The organism is Bacteroides pyogenes (genome assembly GCF_014196225.1).
In the GTDB taxonomy this organism is placed as follows: Bacteria; Bacteroidota; Bacteroidia; order Bacteroidales; family Bacteroidaceae; genus Bacteroides; species Bacteroides pyogenes_A.
Genome location: NZ_JACIDI010000001.1, coordinates 162482 through 187072, shown reverse-complemented (window position 1 = coordinate 187072; position 24591 = coordinate 162482). Strand labels below are relative to the sequence as shown.

Genomic DNA, 24591 nt, shown 5'->3' with positions numbered 1-24591 from the left:
TTATCCGATTAACCCGCTAAGAAAAGGAGAAAAGAAAAAGAGTATGAAATACGGAGTAAACAGAAACGTTCTGCTTATCACGGCCGGACTTGTATGGATTGTAGCCGGCGCCAACGTATTGCGAATAGGTGTTGTCACTTGGATGAACAATGACAAAGACTGGATGTTCAAAACAGGCGAAGCAATCATCGTCTTCCTGCTCTTCTTCGTCCTTGTATTCCGAAAGCTCTACTACAAGCACACCCGGCGCATCGAACAGAAAAAGAAAGAGAAAAACTGCCCCTTCTCCTTTTTCGATGCGAAAGGATGGGCCATTATGACATTCATGATTGCTCTCGGAGTATCCATCCGCCGTTTTCAACTGCTGCCCGATACCTTCATTTCCGTCTTCTACACGGGGCTGTCCGTAGCTTTAATTCTCACGGGCATATTATTTCTGCGTTATTGGTGGCTGAAACGTTAATCAAAAAGCGTACCTTTGCAGCAGGATTTTAAACAGGCGATTCAGATGAGAGAGTATATCATTGCAGACAATCAAGACATCAGCAAGGCAGGAATGATGTTCCTGTTGAATCAGCAAAAAGATGTATCCGCTCTTTGGGAAGCCGACAATAAGTCCGAGCTGATTCAACAACTGCGACTGCACCCGCAGGCGATCGTGATATTGGATTATACGCTGTTCGACTTTGCCGGAGCGGACGAGCTGCTCATTCTGCAAGAGCGTTTCAAGGAGGCGGACTGGATTTTATTTTCCGACGAACTGAGCGTTAGCTTTCTCCGACAAATGTTGCTGGGCAGCACCGCTTTCAGCGTAATTATGAAAGACAACAGCAAGGAAGAAATCACCTCTGCCCTTCAGTGCGCCACACGCAGGCAGCGGTACATCTGCAACCACGTCAGCAACCTGCTGCTTTCGGGTTCAGGCTCTCCCTCCCATACTTCTTCTGCAAAAAGCAGCCTGCTTACCGTAACGGAACAAAACATCCTGAAAGAAATCGCTTTGGGTAAAACGACCAAAGAGATAGCAGCGGAGAAAAACCTCAGCTTTCATACCATCAATAGCCACCGGAAGAATATTTTCCGCAAGCTGGGGGTCAACAATGCGCACGAGGCCACCAAATATGCCATGCGGGCGGGCATTGTAGACCTTGCCGAATATTATATTTAAGCATACCTTGTTTCCTCAAAAACATGGCGACGGTTTTCCGTTTCCCGTACTCCAAATAATATATCAAAAATCAACAACTTTCGCCTTATCTAATCTGCCGAGGCATAAAATCGCATTGCCGCTTTTCAAAAAAGATTAGGCATCTGAAAAGTATTTTTTGGGGTTTGCCGAAACTTTTGTACAGTTGTTGTTATAAGGAAGAAAAAAACGTTCCTGCCTAAATAATTTTTCACGTTTAGGCAAGCGCGCTCTTTGGAGGAGGTAAGCACGTTTTTTTTGAAGGCAAACGCGAAAATCTTTTCAGGCAGACGTTTTTTCATACATGATATTTTGACAAAAAAAGAGTAAAACGAAAATACTTTCCGTTTTCCTTTTCGACTCTTTAAAAAAATCATATATTTGTATCCAACTCTAAAGAATACAACCGATGAAACTGATTGCAGAAAGTGGGTCGACCAGAACGGAATGGGCCATAGTAGAAAACGATCATGTAATACAACGCGCTTTCACAGAGGGAATAAACCCGTATTTTCAGACTCGGCGCGAAATAAGCCGTAGCGTCCGTTTAGGGTTACCTGACATATTCTTCCGGAAAAAGCTGGAACAGGTATATTATTACGGAGCGGGATGCAGTTCGAACGAAAAGAAAAACATACTCGGCGCTTCGTTAGTAGCCCAGTTTAAGACTCCGATTCAAGTGGAAAGCGACTTGCTCGGCGCAGCCCGCAGTCTATTCAAAAGCGAACCCGGCATCGCTTGTATCCTGGGAACAGGATCGAACTCCTGTTTCTACGACGGAAGAATTATTGTGAAGAATGTAAAGCCCGGAGGATACATTCTGGGCGACGAAGGAAGTGGAGCAGCCATGGGCAAGATGTTTTTATCCGATCTGCTCAAGGGGCTAGCTCCCAAAGATTTGGCAAACAATTTCTACGATAAATTTCGCATCACTGCCAATGAAGTTATGGAGTCAGTCTACAATCGGCCTTTCCCTAACCGCTTCCTTGCTACCATTGCATATTTCCTGGCCGACCATACAGACAATGATTACGCCCTTAACCTCATAACGGGCAGTCTACGCAACTTCTTTATCCGCAACGTTTGCCAGTACGATTATCAAAACTACCCCATCCGTTTTGTGGGTTCGCTGGCATATACATACGCTCCTCTGCTGAAAGAAATAGTAAAAGAGTACGGAATGAGCCTCGATGTCATAGAAGAAACACTGATGAACGGACTGATTGAATATCATTCGATGAACATAGAAGAGCCATAAAATATAAGATAACGATAAACAGCACTGATAAATAAAATAAAGACACATGGTCATATCAAGTATAAAAACAGATTATAAGATAGAATAAATGTAAAAATCTGTTCTTGATTTAAAATAAATTCATATCTTTGCTAATAGTTGGAACGAATAGAATTCGTTCCCTAATCTTTATTAACCTAATGAAAGGGCCATGCCTATGAAACACAGAATCGTCTATTCGAAATAGTATCCTCCTATAACAACAAACTTCATGTTATAGACGTACTATAAATTCACTAATTACTCATCGATTTCAAGAAATCTGAAAGAATAACCTTTTTTTATTAACAAAAATCATCAGTCACTTATGAATGGGAAAGGCACAAAAAGAGGATTGACAAACAGCAGGTTCCTCGCAGCAATAGCTGTCAGCACACTGTTCCTCAACAGCGGCGACATAATGGCCGCTCCGACTGCCGAAGGCAGTATTCCGGAAGTTACGGAACAAATGCAGACAATCAACGTAAAGGGAGTTGTCGTTGATGTACAAGGACAACCTGTTATCGGTGCAAGCGTGCTTGAAAAAGGTACGACAAACGGAGGAGTTACCGATATAAACGGCAATTTCATATTGAACGTCAAACCCGGAGCCATACTGCAAATCTCTTATGTCGGCTACCGGAATCAGGAAGTTAAAGCCGAAAAAACGATGAAAATCGTTTTAAGAGAAGACACCGAACTCCTGTCGGAAGTTGTGGTGGTAGGCTACGGAACACAGAAAAAAGAGAACTTAACGGGAGCCGTCACCACGGTAGATGTTTCAAAGACTCTGGAAGGACGTCCGCAACAAGACGTAGCGAAAGCTCTTCAAGGAGTCGTCCCGGGATTATCCATCGTTTCGTCGAGCGGCAACATCAACAACAACCCGACTATCCGGATTCGCGGTCTGGGAACTTTGAGCAACGACAAAAAGAGCACCCCGCTCATCGTAGTGGACGGCGTGCCGATGGACGACATTTCTTTCCTCAATGCGCAGGATATCGAATCCATCTCCGTGCTGAAAGACGCGGCTTCTTCTTCCATTTACGGCACACGGGCAGCTTTCGGAGTGATTCTGGTCAAGACCAAAAGCGCCAAATCCGTTGAGCGCGTATCGGTAACCTACAGCAATAACTTCGCATGGGATCAAGCCACGTTCCTGCCCGATTATCCGGACGTCCCGACGCAGCTCCGCGCAGCCATTGATGCCAAGAAACGTGCCGGAAGCGACGCGGTAGAACTTTTCGGCATGTATTTCGACCAAATGCTTCCTTATGCCGAAGCATGGAAAGCCCAACACAAAGGTAAAGCAGGCTACCGGGAAATGGTTCCGTTCGAGAGCATGGACAAGGTAGGCGATTACTACATGGATCCCACTACCGGCAGAGCGTTGTACTACGCCGATTGGGATGTCAAGAAGATTTTCTATAATGACGCAACTCCTTCGCAGAACCATAATATAAATGTTCAGGGCACAAGCGGAAAAACCAACTACTACCTTTCGTTCGGCTATAATTCCCAGCAGGGTATCATGAACTTCAACCCCGACAAGCTGAAGAAATACAACGCTTCGGTAAACATTACCACCCAACTGAAAGACTGGCTGGAAGTAGGCGCACGAATCAACTACATCCGCAAAGAATACACAAAGCCGGATACATGGAACTATACATACCAGTACTTATGGCGATGGGGGTCGTTCTTCGGTCCTTACGGAACCATCAACGGACACGACTTCCGTGTAATCTCCATGCAAAAGCAAGCGGCTACAAAAACCAAGACAACGGATATCACCCGTATGAACACATTCCTGAAAGCGGACATCATCAAGGGGTTGACGTTGAATGCGGATTTTACCTACGAAATCCAGAACATGAACAGCGGATCGTCCGACTTTCCGGTATTCGGAATGAACAATTGGTCATCCATAAAAGAGCCCAGCTACATCGTAAACAAAGGAAGCACGAATGCATGGAGAGACAATTCCAAAACAAACACTTGGACTACCAACATATATGCTTCTTATAACAAAACATTCGCCCAAGGCCACAACCTGACGGTCATGCTGGGAGGAAACGCGGAATCTACACGTTACGATTATTTCTATGCCTATCGCAACGGCCTGCTGGACACAAATCTTCCTCAAATCGATCTGACCACAGGCGACAAGAAAGAAGTGAAAGGCAATGCCACTCACCGTACGTCGGCCGGATATTTCGGACGTATAAACTACGATTACAAAGGCATTTACCTGCTGGAACTGAACGGACGTTACGACGGTTCTTCACGTTTCCCGCGCAACGACCACTGGGCGTTCTTCCCCTCGGCATCCGTAGGATACCGCTTCTCGCAGGAAGCCTACTTCGATAATCTACGCCACATCATCAATAATGCCAAATTGCGCGCCTCCTACGGGGAAATAGGCAACGAAGCCGTAGGCGATTACATGTTTATTCCGGTCATCACAACCGTTTCGCAAAACGAAGACACCGGATATACGTATTGGCTCAACAGCACAGGAAACGGTTTAATCACCCAGGCCAACATGCCTAAACTGGTTTCCAGCGCATTGACGTGGGAACGCATACGCACGATCGATGTCGGAATCGACCTCGGATTCCTGAATAACGAACTAACCGTCGGGTTCGACTGGTTCCAACGTGAGAACCGGGATATGCTTGCACCGGCAAGAACTTTTCCGGAGACTCTGGGAACTTCCGCTCCTTACGAGAATGCGGGCACGCTCCGTTCGCGCGGTTGGGAACTGTCGTTAAACTGGAATCATCGTTTCAATGACGTGGAAGTTTACGCAAACTTCAATATCGGAGATTCGAAAACGACCATCACCCAATGGAACAATGAAGCCAAACTGCTTAACACCGAATACTCAGGCAAAGTATATGGAGATATTTGGGGGTTCGAGACGGAACGCTACTTTACGCCGGAAGATTTCAACGCGGACGGTTCATATAAAAAAGGGGTGGCAGACCAGAGGGGACTTCAAACCGACAACTTCGTATACGGACCGGGCGATATAAAGTTCAAAGACCTGAACGGCGACGGCAAGATAGACGGCGGGAAAGGTACCGCCGACGACCACGGCGACCTCAAAGTTATCGGAAACAGCATGCCTCGCTATGAATACAGCTTCCATATCGGCGGAGCGTGGAAAGGATTTGACCTCGACTTATTCTTCCAAGGCGTAGGCAAACGCGAGAACTGGACACAATCGGCATTCGCATTCCCGATGATGCGCGCAGCGGATATTTCAATCTATGGCAACCAAACGAGCTATAACAGCTACGATTATGCGACAGGGCAGTGGAACATCAATCAAGGAAACGACTTCCCGCGTTTATATCCGGGCAATGAAGGCAAAGGAACCGTATCAGGAATCGAAGGCGGTTGCCACAACTACTACCCGCAGGACAAATATCTGGTCGACATGTCGTACCTTCGTTTGAAGAACGTTACTTTGGGATACACAATTCCCCAACACCTGACCCGCAAGGCTTATATCGAAAAGGCACGCGTATACTTCAGCGGCAGCAACCTGTTCCTGCTGCACAAAGGCAGTAACTTACCCGTCGATCCGGAAGTCGACGAAGGATACGGAAAGCTCTCATACGGAACCTGGGGACGTACGGAACCCATTACCCGTACATTCTCGTTCGGCCTGCAAGTAACATTCTAACAACCTTAAAACACAGGAAAAAATTATGAAAAAGAAATATATATATGGTATCGCCGTCGTGTCGGTCTCGCTTATGAGCTGCAACGACTTCCTCGATAAAGAGCCATTGGACCGCTTTACGGACAGTCCGGCATATTGGAGTAATCGCGACAATGTGGAAAACCAATGCAATAAACTATATCAGAACTACTCAGGCTATGGAAACCGCGGCGGTGGAGGCTGGTATTATTTCAAATCACTCAGCGACGACCAGGCATCGGGTACATTTACGGACTGGGCGAACGTCAACGTGCCTGCCGCGTCAGAAAACTGGAAATTGCCCTTTACAGAGATTCGCCGAATCGGTTACATACTACGTGGCTTAAGAATATCGAGCCTCGACGAAGCGACCAAAAAGTACTATGAAGGAGTGGCCCGCTTGAACAGGGCCTGGCAATACTACCAGCTGGTGCGCATGTACGGAGATGTTCAGTGGATCGACGAAGTGATAGACCCGACGAAAGAAGAAGAACTGTATGGTGAACGGCTCGACCGCGACATCGTGATGGATAAGGTGCTCGAAGATCTGAATTTCGCCTGCGAAAACATCACGGGAACGAATAAAGCATTCTGGAACAAAGGACTGGCCTATGCCATGAAAGCAGATATCACGTTGTTCGAAGGAACATTCTGCAAGTATCGTACACTGACCGAAAACGGGAAAGCTCCCGATAACGCACGTACTCAGAAATATCTGCAGGAGTGTGTGAAAGCCTGCGAGGAGATTATGAAGATGAACTATTCGCTGAGTAAAACTTACAAGGAGATATATAATTCCATCAGCCTGAAAGAAAACCCCGAAATGATCTTCATCAAGGCCTACGCATTGGAGGTTTTCATGCATTCCACCATCGACTATACAAGTTCATCGTCCAATCAAAGCGGCATCACCAAAGATGCTTTCGAAGCATTCTTGTTTAAAGACGGGAAACCGCTTGCCACAACCTCTGAAAACAAAAACGACGCGGGCGAACTGATGACGGTGAATGCCGGCGTAGACGCTCAAGGCAAGCCCCTGACCGCGCGTTACATCAATATCCGGAAACTGTTGGACGTACGCGATGCCCGCTTGGGAGCTTTGCTCGATTCCATCGTTTACTTCAAAAACTGGGGTTGGCAGCGCGGCAAAGGCGGGGCGACAATGACCTCTTCCACCGGCTATGGAATCGGAAAATTCGACAATCTTACCATGTCGATCAACGATCGGCAGAATGTAGGGCGTAATTACACCGACGCTCCCCTATTCTGGCTGTCCGTAGTCTATCTGAATTACGCGGAAGCGAAAGCCGAGCTGGGCACTATCGACCAGAACGATCTGGACAAAACGGTGAACAAACTCCAAGCACGCGCAGGGCTTCCTCCCATGAGCCTGACGCCCGAAGCCGATCCTGCCAACAACATGGGAGTGAGCAACCTATTGTGGGAAATCCGCCGGTGTCGTCGGTGCGAATTAATGATCGACAACTGGGTGCGTTATTGGGACCTTATCCGCTGGCATCAGCTCGATAAGCTCGACTCAAAGAAGTATCCCAATATCCTGAAGGGGGCGAATATCAAAGCCGCCATCGAGTATGCCAATGCCCATCCGTCGGATACCGACAAGAGAATCGACATATCTTTGGTCGACGGCACTTATATAGACGCTTCGGCGGATAAAACACGTATTTTCGAGGCGCGCCAATATCTGTACCCTATTCCGTCGGGACAATTGACCCTGAACAAAAACCTGAAACAAAACAAAGGATGGGAAAAATAACCGGCCGGACATGCCGGAAGTTGCACATACGAAGTATTGCAATGCCGGAAGTTGTCTGACAAATTCCTAAAAACGGAATTCGCCCCTGTCGCTGATGATTGCAACAGGGGCGATTTTTTTTAGGCATACAGCTTTGTGATGCGTTCGACAAACCTATATCACGCCCGCAAATACGGATAAGAAGCACAGAAACAAAAGTTTCCCACTGGGGAAACTTTATTTTCCCGCTGTGGAAACTTTTGTTGCCCACCGGGGAAACTTTTGTTGCCCATGTGGGAAACAACGCACACCATAGATGGTCCGAAACGAAGAGAACGATTTTTAGGCCGAAACCTATCGTGAATCCGGAAATGAAATGCAAATTAAACTTTGCAATAGCAAAAAATACCAAACAAATGTTTCCGATATCAAAAGAAGAGTTATCTTTGTTCCGGAAATAAAGCTTGACGGATACTGCTATGGGAAACGACTGTCAATGATCACCGAAAGCTGAAAACTCATTTTGCAACAAACCTGTTTAACCGTTTAAAAACGTTTGTATATGATTCCTTCATTTCTAATAACCACAATAATCACATCCTTTGGAATATTCATATTCCGGGCTTTTTCAAACCCAAGAAGCAGATTCTTGCCAAAGACAGAAGAGAATAACTTGACACACAGAAATACCGCCTCGAAATTGCTTGTTTTCACCGCCCTATGTACGGCGTTTCTTCTCCCCCCGCCGGCAAACGCGCAAAAGTTGCCGAAAAATGTACTCGACACCATCGAAAGCCGCCTGAATGAGGCTGCCCGCAAAGAGGTTTCGATAGGACGCGTCAGAATAGACTCGGTGGCGATAAACAGCAAAAACAAAACGTTGCAGCTCTTTGCCAATATGAATTGCGCGTACATTCCTTTTCGTGAAAAGAACGTAGCGGATCTTTATCAAACCGTCAGACGGCTGTTGCCGGGAAGCTTCAGCAGATTCAAAGTGGAAGTCTTCACTCACGGACGTAAAATCGAAGAATGGATTCCGCAGGCCTTCCGAAGCAAAGCGGACAAAAAGGCAAAAAGGTTTCATCCGGCAGGCAAGACTCCTTTGAAGCGGGAAGCGGATGCCATATACACGCCGACGAACGGATTGTACAACCGCCACATAGCGATGTGGCAAAGCCATGGTTTCTACTACGAAGCCAAACTCGACCGTTGGGAATGGCAACGAGCGCGCATCTTCCAGACAGTGGAAGATTTATACACACAAAGCTATGTGCTTCCCTATCTGGTACCGATGCTGGAGAATGCGGGAGCCAATGTGCTCCTCCCCCGCGAACGGGATTGCCGAAGAGAAGAAATCATCGTAGACAACGACGGAAGCCGCGACACACAATCGGCTTATATAGAAAAGCCGGCTCAAAAAAGCTGGAAGCAAGGAGAAGGTAAAGGATTCGCCCACCTCCGTGCGCAATACATCGAATTCGAAAATCCATTCAACGAAGGCACGTACCGCCGCATCGAAAGCGTAAGGAAAGGGAAAAGGGAAAGTACCGCAGAATGGATACCGGACATTCCGGTAAAAGGAGAGTATGCCGTGTATGTTTCGTACAAGACTTTGCCCAACAGCACGGAAGACGCGCTCTACACCATTCATCACAACGGAGGCACGACGCAATTCAAAGTAAACCAGAAGATGGGCGGAGGCACTTGGATCTACTTGGGAACATTTGTTTTCGATGCCGGCAAAAGCGACAAAGGAAAAGTTGTATTAAGCAACATCTCCGGAAAGGCAGGAAAAACGGTGACAGCCGATGCGGTGAAATTCGGCGGCGGAATGGGAAACATCGCCCGGGCTGTCTCGGCGGAGGGCACGACGGAGAATGTGAAAAGCTCCGATACGGGAAATGAAGCAAAAGAAACCGGCAACAGCAACTACCTTCCTGTTGGGAAAAGAGACTATCAGACATCGGGATATCCTCGTTTCTGCGAAGCTGCCCGTTATTGGATGCAATGGGCGGGCGTACCCGACAGCATTTATTCGGAGAGCCGAGGGAAAAACGACTATACCGACGACTACAAATGCAGGGGCATGTGGGTAAACTATCTGTCGGGCGGTTCTGTTGTCAACCCCTCTGAAAAAGGACTAAACATTCCCATCGATCTGGCTTTCGCTTTCCATTCCGATGCCGGCACTACTTTAAACGATTCCATCATCGGAACTCTGGGCATATACCATTCTTCCTCCTACGACGGGATGTATGCCAACGGAGCTTCGCGCACTCTGGCGTACGACCTCACGGATATCATTCAGTCGGATATCGTGAACGACATCCGCGCGCTTTACGAGCCGCAATGGACACGCCGGGGAATGTGGGACCGAGCGTATTTCGAGGCACGCGTCCCCCGCGTTCCCGCCATGTTGCTCGAGCTGCTTTCTCACCAAAACTTCGCAGATATGAGATACGGACTGGATCCTCGCTTCCGTTTCACCGTAAGCCGGGCAATCTACAAAGGCATGCTGAAGTTCATTTGCTCGCAATATCAGATGCCGTATGTGGTTCAACCTTTACCGGTAGACCATCTGGCGTTGCGGATGACGGGAACGAACGAAATAGAATTGAGCTGGCAGCCGGTGGACGACCCGTTGGAACCGACCGCGAAAGCCGAACAATATATCGTTTACACCCGTGTCGGGGACGGAGACTTCGACCGCGGAGTATTGGTGGACACGAATCGTTACCGGACTACGCTACCCTCCGGTGTGGTTTGCAGCTATAAAGTAGCAGCCGTCAACAAAGGCGGAAAAAGCTTTCCCTCCGAAATTTTATCTGCCGGCGTGGCATCTTCCACCTTATCGGAAGGACGTGCGAAACCACCGGTACTCGTCGTCAATGCGTTCGATCGGATCAGTGCGCCCGCCGACTTCGTAGCGCCCGCTCCCGGCGACAAAATGCTTGCAGGCTTCCTCGACATGCTCGATCATGGAGTACCCTATCTGAAAGACATCAGTTACATCGGGCGAATGAAAGAATACCGCCGACAAATTCCGTGGATGGACGATGACGCCTCGGGCTTCGGCGACAGCTATGCCGATTATGAAACCCAAGTCATCTGCGGAAACACGTTCGATTATCCGAGTGTGCACGGCGCCGCAATCCTGAATGCCGGATATTCTTTCGTATCGTGCAGCGACGAGGCGGTAGAAGACAGCATAGTCGATCTGAACGATTATAAGCATGTAGACCTTATTTTAGGGAAAGAACGTCAGACCAAAATGGGAAGAGGCGGTATAAAGCCTTTGCAATTCAAGACTTTCACCCAACCCATGCAAAAAGCCATCGAGGCTTATTGCCGGCAAGGAGGCAACATCTTTATCTCCGGGGCATACGTAGGCACCGACTTATGGGACAACCCTCTCGCCCCCGGCAAAGAATGCGACAAGCAATTCGCTTCGCAGGTGCTGAAATACAAATGGCGTGCAGGACAAGCCGCAAGAACGGGAAAGGCGAAAGGCGTCGCTTCACCGTTCCGTTTTCCCGCCGCTCACTATTCATTCAACCAAGAGCTGAACGACCAATGCTACATAGCAGAATCGCCCGACGCAATAGAGCCGGCAGACAAAGCGACTCATACGGTGATGCGATATTCCGAGAACAATTTAAGCGCAGGAGTCGCCTACTGTGGCAATTACAAGACATACATACTGGGATTTCCCTTCGAAACGCTGCGTACGGAGGATGAACGAAACAGTTTAATGAGCGCTATTTTAACTTTCTTCGACGAATACACAAAAGAATAACTGCATGAACCGACTTTCAACCATAAGAAAAAGGATACTGGCAGCCATCCTGTTCATACACTCGCTGGCTTTTCCAACCGGGGCGCAAGTCACTCCGTTTCGTTTTATTCAACTGACGGATACTCATCTCAGTCCGAACAATGCCGCCCCTACCGAAGATTTGCTTCGCAGCATACGGCAAATCAACGCTACGGACAGCATCGACTTTGTGCTGGTGACAGGCGACCTGACGGAAGAAGGAGACCGAAGTACAATAGAAAAGGTAAAATCGTGTCTCGACTTGCTGAAAGTGAAATATTACGTCGTTCCGGGCAACCACGAAACGAAGTGGAGCGAATCGGGATGCACTGCCTTTGCCGATGTTTTCGGCAGCGAACGATTCGAATTTACGCACAAAGGCATTCTTTTTATGGGGTTCAATTCCGGACCGCTGATGCGAATGGCATACGGGCATGTCGTTCCTCAGGATATCGCTTGGATGCAGGAAAGAATGGATAAAGCTCCCCAAGGACAGCCTGTGGTATTAGTCACGCATTATCCGTTATCGGACGGAGATGTGGACAACTGGTATGAAGTAACGGATGCGGTACGCCGATACAATATCCGCATGTTCATCGGCGGCCATTACCACCGTTTCCGCAACTTGCGTTACGATGGAATTCCGGGAATACTAATGCGAAGCAATTTACGCGATAAAGACAACAAGTCGGGCTATGGGATATACGAAGTGACTTCGGACTCCATACAGGTGTATACGCAGCGCATCGACGAGGCTCCGAAAAGAGAGACCGGTTTCTCTCTGACATCGTCTTATTACGACCCTGCGGGCAAAGCCGAAAAATATCCCGATTTCACAGTCAACGAAGAGTATCCGAACGTAAGGGAACAATGGATGATACAGACAGGTGCAGGTATCTACTGTTCGCCCGCCGTGTCCGGAAATAAGATTTTTGTGGGCGACGATATGGGACGCCTCACTGCCTATAAACTAAAGAACGGCAAAAAGCTCTGGAGCTTCAATGCGGAAAAACGAATTATAGGAACTCCGGCTTTCAGCGACAATATTGTCGTATTCGGTTCGGCCGACCGTCACATTTATGGCCTGAATGCCAAGAACGGAAGACTGCTATGGAAGATTAAAGCCAAAGACTCTGTGTTAGGGGCTGTAACGATAGAGAACGGAATTGCTTATGTCGGAGCCAGCGATCATATATTTCGCGCCATCGATATCAGAACCGGAAAACTGAAATGGGAATATGATAAAGTAAAAGGGTATATAGAAACAAAACCTTTGGTCACAGATGATAAAGTTGTATTCGGCGCATGGGACAACACGCTTTATGCACTGCATAAGACAAATGGCAAAGAAGTTTGGAAATGGACCGGCGGACTGACACGCATGCACTTTTCCCCTGCTGCCGTATGGCCGGTTTCTTCGCATGGCAAAGTATTCATCACAGATCCGCAACGCGCGATGACAGCCATCGACCTGAATACCGGAAAAACAGTGTGGCGTACCTTCCAATCAAAAGTAAGGGAAACAATCGGATTGAGTGAGGACGGTGAACGTATCTTCAGCAAAACGATGAACGACAGTATCGTATGTTATGCGGCAAGAGGCGACAAACCGCATCAAATATGGGCTGCAAACGTAGGGTTCGGCTACGAGCATGCCCCATCCATGCAGATGGAAAAAGACGGAGTCGTGTTCGGGAGCACCAAAGAGGGACTTATCTTTGCATTAAACGGGAAGGACGGACGCATATTGTGGAAGCACAAGATAGGAAACTCTTTGATAAACACAGTGATTCCCGTAAACGGGAAGAAAGTGGTATTCACCGCAACGAGCGGTGAAGCGGGAGTTTTAAAAGTAGACTGAAACCATAAAAACAAAAAGATATGAACAAAATCAGCTGTTACCTCCCCTATACAGGGAAAGAGCAAGTGGAAGAAACCGTAAAAGGATTGCAAAGCACCGGAGTCATCAAGAATATATATCTGATGACGACCGACAATCAGCCGGAAGCATTACCCGGTTGCAAACTATTGAATATAGACAAGTTTCATAGCAGCCGCACCATGAAGGCCATCGCCGAAAGCGCAGATGCGGAATATACGCTTCTTTATACAAAGGAGACCGGATTGGAATTGGGAATGTTCGCTCTGGAACGAATGATACAAATCGCTTCCGACAGCACGGCGGGCATGGTGTATGCCGACCGCTATCAAATGAAAGAAGGAAAGCAAATGGCCGCTCCCGTCATCGATTATCAGCAAGGCTCTTTAAGAGATGATTTCGATTTCGGTTCCGTGATGCTGTTCGACACACAGGCGTTGAAGGATGCAGCCTCCCGCATGAAATCGGATTACGACTTTGCCGGTCTTTACGATTTACGGCTAAAAATAAGCCAAAAGGCAGATCTGGTACATATAAACGAGTATCTTTACAGCGAAATAGAGAAAGACGTAAGGAAAAGCGGAGAGAAACTGTTTGATTATGTCGATCCCAAAAACCGCAATCGCCAGATCGAGATGGAACAAGCTTGTACGGAACATTTGAAGGAAATAGGCGGATATCTGGAACCGGAATTTGAAAAAATAGAATTCAGCGAGGATCATTCAGAGTATGAGGCGTCTGTCATTATCCCTGTGCGCAACCGGATACGTACTATCCGTGATGCGATCCGTTCCGTACTGAGTCAGGAGGCCGGGTTCAAATTCAATCTCATTGTCATCGACAACCATTCGACGGACGGAACCACCGAAGCGATCGACGAATTCAAGGACGACAAACGTCTTATCCATCTTATTCCCGAACGCAAGGATCTGGGAATCGGCGGATGCTGGAATTTGGGCGTGCATCATGAGAAATGCGGGAAGTTTGCGGTTCAGCTCGACAGCGACGACGTTTACAAAGACAAGAACACGCTGGCAACCATGGTCGACGCATTCTACCGGCAGAACTGCGCGATGGTGGTAGGAACCTACATGATGACAGACTTTGACATGAACATGATTGCCCCGGGAATAATCGACCACAAAGAGTGGACTCCTGAAAACGGACGCAACAATGCTCTGCGTATCAATGGGCTGGGTGCTCCCCGCGCGTTCTATACTCCGATTCTGAGAAAAATAAAAGTACCCAATACAAGTTACGGCGAAGATTATGCGTTAGGGCTCAACTTCTCGCGCCACTATCAGATAGGCCGTGTGTATGACGTCGTTTATCTATGCCGCCGCTGGGAAGACAACTCCGACGCTTCGCTGGACATCGTGAAACAGAACAGTCATAATTTATATAAAGACCGCATCCGCACTTGGGAGCTTCAAGCCCGGATCGCATTAAACAAAAAGAGAAAAACGAAATCTTAAAGACATCATTATATTATGGAAGAACCGAAAGTAGAGGTGGGTGTTTTGTTCAATCCGAAGATTGAGTTTGTTCTTTCCGGCAACTTCGCAATGAAGGGACGGGAAGGATCGGAACACCGTCAAAACATATCTTTTGCAGAAGGGAGACAAACGGCTGTCTATGACGAAGGGAAAGTTTTGTGGAACGGACAATACTTCGACGAACTACGGTTTGAGCCGCAAAACCCGGAGAAAGATTCGTTCGAACTGCTGGATGTGACAATCGGCATCAATTTTCACTGGGAACGTAAGGAGAACCAACGTTTCTCAGGAGCGTTGAAACTGATAACGGAGGGAGAACATCTGACAGCCGTCAACATCGTTAAGGTAGAGGATTATCTGACGAGCGTAATCTCCAGCGAAATGAGCGCGACAGCATCGCTCGAACTGCTCAAAGCACACGCGGTAATCTCGCGCAGCTGGCTGTTGGCCCAAATAGAAAGAAGCAAGGCCGATCATAAGGCGGCGGGAAGCAATCATTCGGAGTTCGTGCAAACCGACGAAGAATACATCCGATGGTACGACCATAAAGACCATACATTGTTCGATGTATGCGCCGACGATCATTGCCAGCGATATCAGGGAATTACGCGCGCTTCTACGGAGAAGGTCAGGCAAGCCATTGCGGCAACCCGCGGGGAAGTGCTGACCTACAACCACAAGATATGCGACGCCCGATTCTCCAAATGCTGCGGAGGCGCGTTTGAAGAGTTTCGTTATTGCTGGGAAGACGCGGAACATCCCTATCTGGCAAAACAGAGAGACTGGGCAACGGACAGCACGCCGGCGGTGAACCAACCGCTCCCCGATTTGAGGATCGAGGAAGAAGCCGACCGCTGGATTCGTACTTCTCCTCAGGCTTTCTGCCATACCACAGACAAAAAAATATTGTCGCAGGTACTCAACAACTACGATCAGGAGACCACCGACTTCTACCGATGGCAGGTTTCCTACACACAAGAAGAGTTATCGGCACTAATCAAAGAGCGTTCGGGCATCGACTACGGACAAATCATCGATCTTGTTCCCGTGGCGCGAGGCACAAGCGGACGGCTCTGGAAGCTGAAAATTGCAGGAACTAAAAAGACATTGACTATCGGCAAAGAACTGGAGATAAGACGCACGCTCTCTCCTTCGCATCTTTACAGTTCTGCTTTTGTGGTCGACAAAGAGAATGTGTCGGCAGAAGGCATACCCGCCCGCTTCACTCTCACGGGCGCAGGATGGGGGCACGGAGTCGGCTTATGCCAGATAGGAGCCGCCGTTATGGGAGAAAAAGGGTACGGGTACGACGCCATCCTGCTCCATTATTATATAGGTGCCCAAATAGACCGAAGATACAAATAAAGAATATCCTGTAATCAGACAATGAACAAAATCATGAATATCGTGAACAAACAAGAAAAGAAAACCAGTCCGTGGGCATGGATACCGACGTTATACTTTGCTCAGGGACTGCCTTACGTCGCCGTGATGACAATCTCCGTAATCATGTATAAACGCTTAGGCATATCCAATACCGACATTGCGCTATACACCGGATGGCTTTATCTGCCATGGGTTATCAAACCTTTTTGGAGTCCGTTTGTCGACCTCATTAAAACCAAACGCTGGTGGACGCTTACCATGCAATGGATATTGGCTTTCGCACTTGCGGGAATAGCTTTCTGCATACCGACTTCTTTCTTTTTCCAGTTGACATTGGCGGTATTCTGGATTGTAGGTTTTACTTCCGCCACGCATGACATCGCCGCCGACGGTTTTTATATGCACGCACTGACCGAACACGAACAGTCGTTGTATGTGGGAATCCGAAGCACGTTCTACCGCATCGCCACTGTGGCGGGACAAGGATTGCTGGTTATCATAGCAGGACTCATCGAAACCGGAACCGGCTTATCGCCCGCCATGCTACAGATAGAAGCCTCTCCTGCTTATACGCATACCCTCACTTTGCCGACATTTGAGGAAACAGAGACAAATGCCGGCGATGAAATGCGGTTCGTCTATACTTCTCCCATCGTAAAAGCAGGAGTAATGCCCGAAAGCGATGACCCGACAGCAATAAAAACGCAAATAGCGGAACTGGAGAAGCAAGTCAGAGAGTGGAACATCGCCAATAAATTTGTGCCCGCCGAGAAAGAACGGACATCGGGCGCTAAAAAAGTAAAAGGAACAGACGCTCCCCAAGAGAGCGGATTCACGGCATGGGTGCGGGATGTGTTCGGAGAAAAACGGGAAACCGCCAAAGAACAGATCAACAATGTGGTGGTTGTAGGCGTACGCCTGAACAAAAAACCGGCAGCCGATGAGACGAAGGTGCTGAACGTTACCTTTAAAGAAGGAGACCAAAGCATCAGGTTGGAACAGAACAAGCTTGCCACCCGCTTTGAATTCACCGAAGCCAATTGGAACAAGCCGGCTTATCTGCTTTTCCATATCGATCATAAAATACAGTCGGCCACAAGCGCTACATTCGAAGGCGCCTCAGGGAATATACCGTTTGCCTGGCTCATGGTATTCATCTCCTTGTCGGTCTTCTTCTTCCTGGTCAGTGTTTACCACAACTGGGTTTTGCCCAAACCGGCATCCGACCATGCGGCGGCGGATATCAGCGCGCGAAACATCATGAAAGAGTTTTTCGAAACCTTCAAAACTTTCTTTACCAAGAAGCAAGCGTTTACAGCCATTCTTTTCATGCTGTTGTACCGCCTGCCCGAAGCGCAATTGGTGAAGCTGATCAATCCTTTCCTTCTCGACCCGGTAGATAAAGGAGGACTGGGATTGACTACCGGGCAGGTCGGCTTTGTCTATGGAACGATCGGCATCATCGGACTGACGCTGGGAGGAATCATCGGAGGAATCGTCGCAGCCAAAGGAGGGCTTAAGAAATGGTTATGGCCGATGGCGTGGAGCATGTCGCTCACCTGTCTGACATTTGTTTATTTAAGCTACGTCCAAGACCATTCATTGCTGACAATCAACATCTGCGTGTTCATCGAGCAGTTCGGTTACGGTTTCGGTTTCACCGCGTATATGCTATACCTGATTTATTTCTCCGAAGGAGAGCACAAAACGGCCCATTACGCCATCTGTACCGGCTTTATGGCGCTGGGAATGATGCTTCCGGGCATGGCTGCGGGCTGGCTTCAGGAAACAATCGGATACCGCCATTTCTTTGTGTGGACGATGATATGCTGCATAGCCACCATTGCAGTATGCGCGTTCATACGCATCGATCCGAACTTCGGAAAGAAAAAAGAGCAATAAAAGAACATGTGTTTCTGTGTGTTTACAACCAATTATAAAGAATAAAGTCATGATGAAAAAAGTACTTCTTATCTGTTTGTCGCTTACCTTATACGGCAATATTCAGGCACAGAAAATAACGGTAAAAACCGGAATAGAGGTCTTGAAGAGAGAACAGTTCAAATGTTTGGAAGGCAAACGGGTAGGATTGATCACCAATCCTACAGGAGTCGACAACCGGATGAAATCGACCATCGACATTCTTCATCAAGCTCCCAATGTTGACCTCGTCGCCTTGTACGGGCCCGAACACGGTGTGCGGGGAGACGTGCATGCCGGAGATAAAGTAGAGGATATGAAGGACGCCGCCACAGGGCTTCCGGTGTATTCTCTCTATGGAAAAACCCGCAAGCCCGCTCCCGAGATGCTGAAAGACATCGATGTGCTGGTATATGACATTCAGGATATAGGCTGCCGCTCCTTTACTTATATCAGTACGATGGGACTGGCTATGGAAGCCGCTGCGGAAAACGGAAAAGAATTTGTGGTACTGGACCGCCCCAATCCGTTGGGCGGAATAAAAATAGAAGGCAACCTCACGGAAGACGACTGCGTCTCCTTTGTCAGCCAGTTCAAGATACCTTATCTCTACGGTCTGACAGCCGGCGAGCTGGCTCTGATGCTGAACGGCGAACGGATGCTGAAAGACAAGAAGCAATGTAAACTGCATGTGGTTAAGATGAAAGGGTGGAAACGCAAAATGGATTACAGGCAGACGGGATTGCAATGGGTACCTTCTTCACCGCATATCCCCCACCCTCACTCCGCATTCTTCTATCCCGTGAGCGGCATTCTGGGAGAACTGCAATACATGTCGATCGGCGTAGGCTATACCATTCCTTTCCAGATGTTCGCGGCTGCATGGATAGAGGCGGAGAAACTGGCAAAGAGGCTGAACGGCCTCAACGTTCCCGGCGTTGTGTTCCGCCCCATACACATCAAACCGTTCTATTCCATAGGCAAGGGTGAACATTTACAAGGTGTACAAGTGCATATCACGGACTTCAAAAAAGCTCCGCTAAGCGAGATACAGTTCCTCGTCATGCAGGAAGCGGCGGCTCTTTACCCCGACCGTGCCATATTCGACCATGCCGATAAAGGGCGGTTCCGCATGTTCGACCTTGTCAGCGGGTCGAAACAGATACGCGAACGCTTCTCGAAGCGCAACCGTTGGGAAGATATCCGCGATTACTGGTACAAGGATGTGGAGGATTTCCGCAAATTATCCAAGAAGTATTATTTGTATAAATAAACCGTAAGCGACCGGATGATTCCGGATGCGTAAAATGAAACAAGACTCATGAAAACTTCCCATACAAGCCAACGGATTCTTTCGCTCGACATCCTGCGAGGCATTACAATCGCAGGAATGATCATGGTAAACAATCCCGGAACATGGTCTCACATCTATGCTCCTTTGCGGCATGCCGAATGGAACGGGCTCACTCCCACCGATCTGGTCTTTCCGTTCTTCATGTTCATCATGGGGATATCGACCTATATCTCACTGAAGAAGTACGATTTTCAATTCAGCCGCGCTGCCGGAATGAAAATACTCAGGCGAACTTTGGTAATCTTTTTAATAGGCATCGCCATCGGATGGTTCTCTAAATTCTGCTACTATTGGCCGTCGGCGCCGGACGGGCTCAGCTTCGGCGAAAAGCTTTGGAACGCGGTATGGACTTTCGACCGCATACGCATATCCGGTGTCATGCAACGTCTGGCGGTTTGCTACGGAGCCGCTTCAATCGTCGCGCTAACCGTGAAGCACCGTTATATACCGTATTTGATTGCCGCTTTACTAACCGGATATTTCCTGTTGCTGATGGCGGGAAACGGGTTCGCGTATGATGAGACGAACATACTTTCTGTCGTCGACCGTTCCGTTCTTACGCCGGCGCACATGTACAACGACAACGGGATAGACCCTGAAGGCATTCTAAGCACCATCCCCTCCATCGCGCACGTACTGCTGGGATTTTGCGTAGGACGTATCATTTTCAACAAAGAGACCCACAAAGAGCATAAAGATATAATCAATACCCTGTTCATTGTAGGTACCATTCTTACTTTCTCAGGGCTTTTGCTAAGCTATGGCTGCCCCGTCAACAAAAAGATATGGTCGCCTACATTCGTCCTCACCACATGCGGTCTCGCCTCCAGCCTGCTGGCGCTACTCACTTGGATCATCGACGTGAAAGGACATAAGAAGTGGAGCCTCTTTTTCGAAGCATTCGGCGTCAACCCGCTATTTATGTACGTGTTGGGCGGCGTGTTAAGCATCCTCACCGGAAGCATCCGGATTCCGTATGCGGGCGAAATGATGAGTATACGCCGGTTTATGTATCAGGAAATGCTCATGCCGGTATTCGGAGAAACCGGAGGATCATTCGCTTTTGCGGTGATATTCATAGTCTTCAACTGGTGCATCGGCTACCAACTTTATAAAAGAAAAATTTACATCAAAATATAAACCAAACGGCTTTCATACAGAAGCCCGAACTTTAATATAAAACAATTACATGATATTAATAGCAGACAGCGGATCTACCAAAACAGATTGGTGCGTCGCAGAGCATGGAAAAGCCCTGCAACGGATTTGCACGAAAGGCACCAATCCGTTCTTTCAGACGGAAGAAGAAATCGGCGATGAAATTGCGACCGCTCTTCTTCCTCAGTTGCAAACCAATGAATTGGACGCCGTTTATTTCTATGGCGCAGGTTGTGCGTTTCCCGACAAAATCGAGATGGTGCGCCGGGCCGTCGGCCGCCACCTTCGGGTGAAGCGGGATATAGAAGTATGCACCGATATGCTCGCCGCCGCGCGCGCCCTTTGCGGACACGAAGCAGGAATCGCATGTATCATGGGAACCGGTTCGAATTCCTGCTACTACGACGGCAGGAAAATCGCGAACAACGTTTCTCCTTTGGGATTCATACTGGGCGACGAGGGCAGCGGAGCTTATCTGGGAAAACGGCTTGTAGGCGATATCCTGAAGAATCAGATAAGCCGGGAACTGAAAGATAAATTCCTCAAACAATTCGACCTGACCCCGGCGACTATTATCGACAATGTATACCGCAAGCCTTTTCCCAACCGTTTCCTGGCAAGCTTATCCCCCTTTCTGGCGCAAAACATCCGGGAACCGGCCATCCACAGGCTTGTGCTGGAGAGCTTCAAGGATTTTCTGGAGCGGAATGTGATGCAATACGAATATCAAAAGCATAAGATACATTTCGTAGGGTCGGTAGCCTATCACTACAAAGAGGTGCTGGAAAAGGCCGCCGAAGAGAAGGGAATCTGCATAGGAACAATCATCCAAAGTCCTATGGAAGGACTTATACGGTATCATAAATCATAACTGGCAACAACAAGAATTATGGCTTTTATAAAGATTTCAGAGCAACCTTCGCTCTACAACGACTTAGACAAGAAGTCTGTCCGGGAGATACTGGAAGACATCAACGCAGAAGACCGTAAGGTGGCGTTGGCTGTTGAGAAGGTGATTCCGCAAATAGAGAAACTGGTGAACCGGATTGTGCCGCGCATGAAACAAGGCGGGCGTATCTTTTACATGGGCGCAGGAACGAGCGGAAGGCTCGGCGTGCTCGACGCGTCGGAGATTCCGCCTACCTTCGGCATGCCTCCTACGCTGGTGATCGGACTCATCGCGGGCGGAGACACGGCCCTCCGCAATCCGGTGGAAAACGCGGAAGATGATATTCACCGCGGATGGGAGGAACTGATCGAAAACAATGTCACCGACAAAGATACGGTCATCGGAATCGCCGCTTCGGGCACAACGCCCTACGTCATCGGCGCATTGCACGAGGCCCGCGAACACGGTATTCTGACCGCCTGCATCACCAGCAATCCCGATTCGCCGATGGCCGCCGAGGCGGACATACCGATTGAAATGATCGTAGGTCCGGAGTATGTGACGGGGAGTTCGCGCATGAAGTCGGGCACGGGACAGAAGATGATTCTGAACATGATCACCACTTCGGTAATGATCCGGTTGGGGCGTGTGAAAGGCAACAAGATGGTGAACATGCAACTAAGCAATAAGAAACTCGTAGACCGGGGCACGCGCATGCTGGTGGAAGAACTCGGACTGGACTACGGCAAAGCCAAAGCATTGCTGCTGATGCACGGTTCGGTAAAAAAGGCGACAGATGCTTACAACGAAGGAAGGCGATGACAGGCATCCGGCTTTCCGCTCATTCATCAGCCGGAATACCTCTATAAACTCACGGAAAATGAAAACGATTCTATCTGTTTTTCTGCTCTCGATAAGCTTACAGACAGCCGTCGCGCAGTCTTCGGGGAAAGCATCGCACGAGCAAGCGAAATGCGGCGCCGACAGCGGACAAGTTGCCGGTAAGTACACCGATCACTATTACGCGCGGTACCGCCAGTTTGCGGACGAGCCTCCCGTAACGTCGAAAAACATCGTGATGCTGGGCAACAGCCTGACGGAAAACGGCGGAGACTGGTCGGCGAGACTCGGCAGAAAGCATGTGATAAACCGCGGAATCATCGGAGACGAGGTGATGGGAGTGTACGACCGCCTGCATCAGATATTGCCCGGAGAGCCTGCCCGGCTTTTTCTGCTCATCGGTGTAAACGATGTATCGCACGATCTGACCGCCGACAGCATTGCCGACATGATTCGCATGACGGTAGAGCGCATCCGCAGGGAGTCGCCCGGCACAAAACTCTACCTGCAAAGCCTTCTGCCCATAAACGAAAGTTTCGGACGCTACAAACGGATGACGGGAAAGACGGACACGATTCCCGCCATCAATGCCAAGCTGCGTGCGTTGGCAAAAGAAAAGAAGATTACGTACGTCGACCTTTTCCCGCGTTTCATCGAAAAGGGAACGAACATACTGCGGAAGGAGCTGACCAACGACGGCCTGCATCTGAACGAGGAAGGATACGCCATCTGGGTAAAAAGACTAAAAAGGGTATGGTGACGGACGGAGGCGGTCTGCCGCAACATCAGGCATTGCGGCAGATCTCTCCGCTTCCTATACAAATCTTCGATTCACGGTCGTAAACCACCCCGAACTGCCCCGGAGCGATACCTTGCAACTTTTCGGACGACAGGATGCGGAAGCGGTTTTCGCCTTCGCGAAAAAGCTTTCCACACGTAAACTCAGGTGTATGGCGTATCTTAAAGGTGACTTCCGCCCCATTCTCCGCCGCGCCCCAAGGATTGTCCGTAATGAAATGGAAGCCGTTCATGACGAATTCATTGCCGTATTGCGTCTCCACTCCATAGCCTCGCGATACGTACACCACGTTTTCTTCGATATCTTTCTTCACCACAAACCACGGGCCGCCGCTCAATCCGAGCCCTTTCCGCTGTCCGATGGTGTGAAACCAGTAGCCCAGATGGGTTCCGATCCGCTTACCCGACTCATATTCCACGATCGCTCCCTGCTTTTCGCCAAGGAAACGGCGGACGAAATCATTGTAATTCACCTTTCCCAAGAAGCAAATCCCCTGACTGTCTTTCCTTTTGGCGGCGGGCAGTCCGGCTTTCGACGCAATCTCCCTCACCTCCCGCTTCATCAGTCCGCCGAGGGGAAACATCAGCTTGGAGACTTGCAGATAATCGATCTGCGTCAGGAAGTCGGTCTGGTCTTTCAACGCATCTTTGGCGGTAGCCAGCCAAGTTTTCCCCTCCAGTTCGACGGTGGAAGCGTAATGTCCCGTGGCGGTGAAATCGAAATGCCTGCCCACGCGCTGCTCGAAACACCCGAACTTGATGAGCTTGTTGCACATCACATCGGGGTTGGGTGTCAGCCCCTTGCGTATCTTGTCGATGGCATAAGCCGCCACATTGTCCCAATACTCGCGGTGCAGATCCACGATTTCGAGCGGCAGCCCGTACTTGCGGGCGGTGGCTGTGGCAAGCTCGATGTCTTCTTCGGCGGGGCAGTCCATATGCGCCGCGCCGTCCATCCCGATTTTTATATAGAAAAGAGCCGGCTTATACCCGTGCTCGCAAAGGAGGTGTACGACAACCGAACTGTCGACACCTCCGGACAATAATGCTGCAATATTCACAAAACTAATTATTATATTATCCGCTCAATAAGCATCCGGTTCGCATCCGCGACCTTATAAGCGGAT

General features: G+C 48.8%; 14 protein-coding genes and 3 pseudogenes. 16 read left to right on the top strand and 1 reads right to left on the bottom strand.

All coding sequences use genetic code 11. The annotated features are described in order from the left end of the window. Positions 1-43 precede the first annotated feature (43 nt). From GGR07_RS00695 to GGR07_RS00625, 16 genes and pseudogenes are all read left to right on the top strand, one after another. Positions 44-463, top strand: coding sequence for a hypothetical protein (locus GGR07_RS00695; RefSeq protein WP_021646018.1), 420 nt, complete (start codon positions 44-46; stop codon positions 461-463). A 45-nt stretch (positions 464-508) separates the two neighbouring features. After that, positions 509-1168, top strand: coding sequence for a response regulator transcription factor (locus GGR07_RS00690; protein WP_027325038.1), 660 nt, complete (start codon positions 509-511; stop codon positions 1166-1168). Between the two features lie 427 nt (positions 1169-1595). Then, on the top strand, positions 1596-2444 hold the full coding sequence (locus GGR07_RS00685) for a hypothetical protein (RefSeq protein WP_021646014.1): 849 nt from the start codon (positions 1596-1598) through the stop codon (positions 2442-2444). Positions 2445-2790: 346 nt separating this feature from the next. Further along, positions 2791-6156 (top strand): SusC/RagA family TonB-linked outer membrane protein, encoded by a 3366-nt coding sequence (locus GGR07_RS00680; protein WP_021646013.1) that lies wholly within the window; start codon positions 2791-2793, stop codon positions 6154-6156. Positions 6157-6181: 25 nt separating this feature from the next. Continuing rightward, positions 6182-7951, top strand: coding sequence for a RagB/SusD family nutrient uptake outer membrane protein (locus GGR07_RS00675; protein WP_034542616.1), 1770 nt, complete (start codon positions 6182-6184; stop codon positions 7949-7951). A 742-nt stretch (positions 7952-8693) separates the two neighbouring features. Then, a complete protein-coding gene (locus GGR07_RS00670) occupies positions 8694-11726 on the top strand; it encodes a golvesin C-terminal-like domain-containing protein (protein WP_231381877.1) in 3033 nt (1010 codons plus the stop codon). Between the two features lie 4 nt (positions 11727-11730). Next, complete coding sequence (locus GGR07_RS00665) at positions 11731-13605, top strand: outer membrane protein assembly factor BamB family protein (RefSeq protein WP_021646009.1); 1875 nt, start codon at positions 11731-11733, stop codon at positions 13603-13605. Between the two features lie 20 nt (positions 13606-13625). Further along, the gene (locus GGR07_RS00660) at positions 13626-15098 is read left to right on the top strand and encodes a glycosyltransferase family 2 protein (RefSeq protein WP_021646008.1); all 1473 of its coding nucleotides are present in this window, start codon (positions 13626-13628) and stop codon (positions 15096-15098) included. A gap of 15 nt (positions 15099-15113) precedes the next feature. Next, entirely contained in the window at positions 15114-16484 is a 1371-nt protein-coding gene (locus tag GGR07_RS00655) for a SpoIID/LytB domain-containing protein (protein WP_021646007.1), read from the top strand. A 33-nt stretch (positions 16485-16517) separates the two neighbouring features. Beyond that, positions 16518-17033 (top strand): annotated as a pseudogene (locus GGR07_RS14035) (MFS transporter); the annotation flags it as partial. A gap of 663 nt (positions 17034-17696) precedes the next feature. After that, positions 17697-18407 (top strand): annotated as a pseudogene (locus GGR07_RS14030) (MFS transporter); the annotation flags it as partial. A 52-nt stretch (positions 18408-18459) separates the two neighbouring features. After that, positions 18460-19698, top strand: coding sequence for an exo-beta-N-acetylmuramidase NamZ family protein (locus GGR07_RS00645; RefSeq protein WP_034542675.1), 1239 nt, complete (start codon positions 18460-18462; stop codon positions 19696-19698). A 48-nt stretch (positions 19699-19746) separates the two neighbouring features. Beyond that, positions 19747-20919, top strand: a complete 1173-nt coding sequence (locus tag GGR07_RS00640; RefSeq protein WP_021646004.1) for an acyltransferase family protein — start codon at positions 19747-19749, stop codon at positions 20917-20919. A gap of 49 nt (positions 20920-20968) precedes the next feature. After that, positions 20969-21808 carry a BadF/BadG/BcrA/BcrD ATPase family protein gene (locus GGR07_RS00635; RefSeq protein WP_021646003.1) on the top strand — a complete coding sequence of 280 codons (840 nt, stop codon included), beginning with the start codon at positions 20969-20971 and terminating at the stop codon, positions 21806-21808. 18 nt (positions 21809-21826) lie between these two features. Beyond that, positions 21827-22648 carry an N-acetylmuramic acid 6-phosphate etherase gene (murQ, locus tag GGR07_RS00630; RefSeq protein ID WP_021646002.1) on the top strand — a complete coding sequence of 274 codons (822 nt, stop codon included), beginning with the start codon at positions 21827-21829 and terminating at the stop codon, positions 22646-22648. A 184-nt stretch (positions 22649-22832) separates the two neighbouring features. Then, positions 22833-23426, top strand: a pseudogene (locus GGR07_RS00625) (GDSL-type esterase/lipase family protein); the annotation flags it as partial. A gap of 25 nt (positions 23427-23451) precedes the next feature. On the opposite strand, the gene mnmA reads toward GGR07_RS00625, so the two are convergent. Continuing rightward, positions 23452-24525, bottom strand: a complete 1074-nt coding sequence (gene mnmA, locus GGR07_RS00620) for a tRNA 2-thiouridine(34) synthase MnmA (RefSeq protein ID WP_183200453.1) — start codon at positions 24523-24525, stop codon at positions 23452-23454. Positions 24526-24591: the final 66 nt, after the last annotated feature.

Coding starts and splice junctions, on each gene's coding strand:
- GGR07_RS00690 (WP_027325038.1), top strand. CDS start 509: ATGAGAGAGTATATCATTGCAGACAATCAAGACATCAGCAAGGCAGGA.
- GGR07_RS00675 (WP_034542616.1), top strand. CDS start 6,182: ATGAAAAAGAAATATATATATGGTATCGCCGTCGTGTCGGTCTCGCTT.
- murQ (WP_021646002.1), top strand. CDS start 21,827: ATGGCTTTTATAAAGATTTCAGAGCAACCTTCGCTCTACAACGACTTA.
- GGR07_RS00640 (WP_021646004.1), top strand. CDS start 19,747: ATGAAAACTTCCCATACAAGCCAACGGATTCTTTCGCTCGACATCCTG.
- GGR07_RS00660 (WP_021646008.1), top strand. CDS start 13,626: ATGAACAAAATCAGCTGTTACCTCCCCTATACAGGGAAAGAGCAAGTG.
- GGR07_RS00680 (WP_021646013.1), top strand. CDS start 2,791: ATGAATGGGAAAGGCACAAAAAGAGGATTGACAAACAGCAGGTTCCTC.
- GGR07_RS00645 (WP_034542675.1), top strand. CDS start 18,460: ATGAAAAAAGTACTTCTTATCTGTTTGTCGCTTACCTTATACGGCAAT.
- GGR07_RS00635 (WP_021646003.1), top strand. CDS start 20,969: ATGATATTAATAGCAGACAGCGGATCTACCAAAACAGATTGGTGCGTC.
- GGR07_RS00685 (WP_021646014.1), top strand. CDS start 1,596: ATGAAACTGATTGCAGAAAGTGGGTCGACCAGAACGGAATGGGCCATA.
- GGR07_RS00695 (WP_021646018.1), top strand. CDS start 44: ATGAAATACGGAGTAAACAGAAACGTTCTGCTTATCACGGCCGGACTT.
- GGR07_RS00665 (WP_021646009.1), top strand. CDS start 11,731: ATGAACCGACTTTCAACCATAAGAAAAAGGATACTGGCAGCCATCCTG.
- GGR07_RS00655 (WP_021646007.1), top strand. CDS start 15,114: ATGGAAGAACCGAAAGTAGAGGTGGGTGTTTTGTTCAATCCGAAGATT.